Raw genomic sequence first — 3242 nt, forward strand, 5'->3', positions numbered from 1 at the left:
GCCGTTCGCGTTGAGAACGAGCCCATCGCACTGGTTTCGGAGCCGCTCGATCACATGGGCGAGGATCGGTCGGCCGGAAAGCGAGGCCAGCGGCTTGTCCCCGCCACCCATGCGCCGGGCGAGGCCGCCTGCGAGGATCAGGCCGGGCGCGGTTTCCATCACGGTGCGGATCAGGCCGCGCGCCGGACCGCATCCGCGACCCAGCGCTCGACCGCCGCCGGCTCGGCCGCGAGCTCGAGCCAGTCCTCGCCGGCGAATTCGCGCCAGGCGGGCAGGAAATCCCGACGCACGGCAATCAGCACGGGCAGCCCCGCCATCACCGCATTCGCGATTTCCTGGCGCAGCCCTTCGCCGAGCATTTCCTGCTTGCCGAACTTGTTGACCATGACGAGATCCGCGCGCTCGGCCAACGCCCCATCGAACGCAGCCGCCGCGGCGGCGAGCCCGGCAGCGTCGAGATGGCAGCCCGCGGCACCCGCACCGAGATCCTGGCTGATCGGGAAGCGGTGCCCGCTGCCGAGATCCTCCAGCGACATCGCCATGCAGCGGTCGTCGCATTCCGCATCGTTATGCTGGATCACGCCGCCCAGGCGCAGGCCGCGATGCCGCAGATGCGCCGCCACCCCCTGCATGAAGGTGTCGATCGGGAAACCGCTCGCATAGGGAATGGCAGCCAGCTTGGTCATACCGGATTCCTCTCACGAACCGCGACATGGCGCCAGACCGGGCGGTGCCGAGGGCTCCGCCTTCCACGTGAGATGCCGGCGCAGTGTTGCGCCGCACCTACAGTCGCGCGAGGCTGCGCTCGCTAGGGTGGCATCGGTTCGCTTCGGGCAACTGGGCGGGCCGTCGCCTGTCACGCAGCGGGAACGCATGATCCGCCACAACGCCCAAGCCCCGCTCGATCCGGCCACCGATGCCGCGCTGCTGCTGCGGCGCATCGGCTTCGGCACCCTCGCGCTCGTCCTACCGCTGGCCGCCCTGGTCTCGCGCCGCGCCGCCGTCGTGCTCGTGCCGATCGGCATCGCGCTGCTGATCATCGCCACGCTGATCGAGGAGCCCGGCAAATTCGTCGGCGCGCTCAGGGAAGCCGCGCTCAGCCGGCCCGGCCTGATCCTGCTCGGCCTCGTCGCCTGGGCCTTTCTCTCGCTGGTCTGGAGCCCTTTTCCGGCTGCCGCCGTCGAGAAGGCCGGTAACCTGCTGCTGGCGGTGGTCCTCGGCTTTGCCGGGCTTTCGGCCCTCCCCGAGCGGATGCGCTCGTCGAACCTGAACCTCTCGCCGCTCGGCACCGGCACCGCCGGCATCTTCGCGCTGGGGCTGATCATCATCGCGGCGCTGCGCCATGCCGAGACGCCTCCCGGCGCCGTCGAACGCGGCGTCTCGATCATCCTGATCACGGCCTGGCCTGCCCTCGCCTGGCTGCTTTCGCGCGAGAGGGGCATGAGCGCGCTCGGCCTCGCGCTCGTCGTGGCGCTGCTCGCGCTGACCCGCTTCGACGAAGGTGAAACCGTCGCGATGTTCTTCGGCGTCGTCGCCTTCGGCGCCGTGACCGCCAGCCGCGAGCGCGCCGCACAGGTGATCGCCACGATCATCGCCGGCATGATGCTGTTCGCTCCCATCCTGCCCTTCCTGCTCGCTCCGCTGGTTTCGATCCTGCCGGACAGCGCCGACGATTTCGCGCAGATGCTGTCGATCTGGGCCGATGTGATCCGGCAATCGCCGGTCGAGCTCGTCACCGGGCACGGGCTCGATACGGTGGTCCGCGACCAGATCAGGGGCGCGCTTCCGCAGCCGGCCCCGGCCACGCTGCTGTTCGAGACCTGGTATGAGCTCGGCCTTGTCGGCGCAGCCGCCGCTGCCGCCTGCCTTTATTTCGCGATCCGCGCCGCGGGCCGCATGCCGGGCGCGCTCGCGGCCGGCGGCGTCGCCGCCTTCACCACCGCCTTCGCGCTCGCCGTCTTCGGCTTCGCGCCGTTGCTGCCCTGGTGGCTGATGACATTGACTGCCGTCGTGCTGCTCTTCGGCGCGATCGTCCGCGGCCAGTACCGCACCGACCGGCCCGCCGTGCCGCTGCCGGTGCGCGCACCCGGCCGGGCGCGGCCGAAGGCGGGCGAGCCTCCCGCAACCTGACGCTCCGTCCGCCCTGGCATGAGGAAACGCGACGCCGGCGCGTTTCCCCTGCTTGACGGCCTTGTGCGGGACGCGCTCTCGTGCGGCGAGACCAGCCGCAACGCCGGGACAGGACCAAAGAGCCCATGCCGTTCGACGTCACCCTTGCCGACATCCAGGCCGCAGCCGGGCGCATCGCCGGCAAGATCCGCCGCACGCCGACCTATCATAGCGCCGGGCTTTCCGCCCGGCTCGGCGTGGAGACCTGGGTGAAGGTCGAGAGCCTGCAGCTCGGCGGATCGTTCAAGGTCCGTGGCTGCTACAACAAGCTGATGGGCCTGAGCCAGGCCGAGCTGCGACGGGGAGTCGTCACGGTCTCGGGCGGCAACCATGCCATCGCGGTGTCGCTCGTGGCCCGCTCGATGGGGGCCCGCGCCCTCGTCCTGATGCCCAAGGCGACACCCGCGCTCAACATTCAGCTGGCGCGGCAGGCGGGTGGCGAAGTCGAGCTCTGCGAGGATTCGATCGCGGCCTTCGCCAAGGTCGAGGACTACACCCGGCAGGGCATGGTCCATGTCCATTCCTATGACGATCCGGCGATCATCGCCGGCCATGGCACGCTCGGCCTCGAACTCGCGGCCGATGCCGGTGGGCGGCTCGACCATGTCTTCGTCTCGATCGGCGGCGGCGGCTTCGCCGCCGGCGTCGGCGCGGCACTGAAGGGGCTCGACCCTGCGGTGCGCCTGCACGGCGTCGAGACCGAGGGCGCGACGACGATGACCCAGGCGCTCGCCGCCGGCGAGCCGGCCGCGATCCGCCCGACGTCGATCGCGCGTACACTGGGCGCTCCCTTTGCGACGGAACGCACGATCGCGGCAGCACGGCAGTTCCTGGAGGAGATCGTGCTCGTGCCGGATGCCGATGCCGTGCGCGAACTCATCTGGGTGCTCCAGAACGGACGCGTGCTGCTGGAGCCGGCCGCATCCTGCGTCGTCGCCGCGGCGTTGGCGCGCAAGGACAGCTTCCGCCCCGACGAGCGCATCTGCCTCGTGCTCTGCGGCTCGAACGTGGCCCTGGAAGATATCGACCGCTGGCGCACGGAGTTTGCGGTCTAGCGGCGGGAGCGCCGCGGC

Annotated in this window: 4 protein-coding genes; 2 read left to right on the top strand and 2 right to left on the bottom strand. The window is 70.7% G+C overall.

Features of this window, described 5'->3' with window-relative positions; all coding sequences use genetic code 11:
• Both ACIPIA_RS12960 and ACIPIA_RS12965 read right to left on the bottom strand, forming a co-directional pair.
• Positions 1 to 159: NTP transferase domain-containing protein (locus ACIPIA_RS12960; protein WP_400510151.1), on the bottom strand; the 159-nt coding region annotated here is incomplete at its 3' end.
• 11 nt (positions 160 to 170) lie between these two features.
• Positions 171 to 686 (bottom strand): DUF2478 domain-containing protein, encoded by a 516-nt coding sequence (locus tag ACIPIA_RS12965; RefSeq protein WP_400510146.1) that lies wholly within the window; start codon positions 684 to 686, stop codon positions 171 to 173.
• 187 nt (positions 687 to 873) lie between these two features.
• On the opposite strand from ACIPIA_RS12965, the gene ACIPIA_RS12970 reads away from it, so the two are divergent.
• Together ACIPIA_RS12970 and ACIPIA_RS12975 are read left to right on the top strand one after the other, a co-directional pair.
• Complete coding sequence (locus ACIPIA_RS12970; RefSeq protein WP_400510148.1) at positions 874 to 2130, top strand: peptide ABC transporter permease; 1257 nt, start codon at positions 874 to 876, stop codon at positions 2128 to 2130.
• Positions 2131 to 2255: 125 nt separating this feature from the next.
• Positions 2256 to 3224, top strand: a complete 969-nt coding sequence (locus ACIPIA_RS12975; protein WP_400510149.1) for a threonine ammonia-lyase — start codon at positions 2256 to 2258, stop codon at positions 3222 to 3224.
• Positions 3225 to 3242: the final 18 nt, after the last annotated feature.

This window comes from Allobosea sp. CER48, assembly GCF_044752385.1.
Taxonomy (GTDB): Bacteria; Pseudomonadota; Alphaproteobacteria; order Rhizobiales; family Beijerinckiaceae; genus Allobosea.

Bases quoted from the DNA above. Each gene is read 5' to 3' on its own strand.
- ACIPIA_RS12975 (WP_400510149.1), top strand. From the start codon at position 2,256: ATGCCGTTCGACGTCACCCTTGCCGACATCCAGGCCGCAGCCGGGCGC.
- ACIPIA_RS12970 (WP_400510148.1), top strand. From the start codon at position 874: ATGATCCGCCACAACGCCCAAGCCCCGCTCGATCCGGCCACCGATGCC.
- ACIPIA_RS12965 (WP_400510146.1), bottom strand. From the start codon at position 686: ATGACCAAGCTGGCTGCCATTCCCTATGCGAGCGGTTTCCCGATCGAC.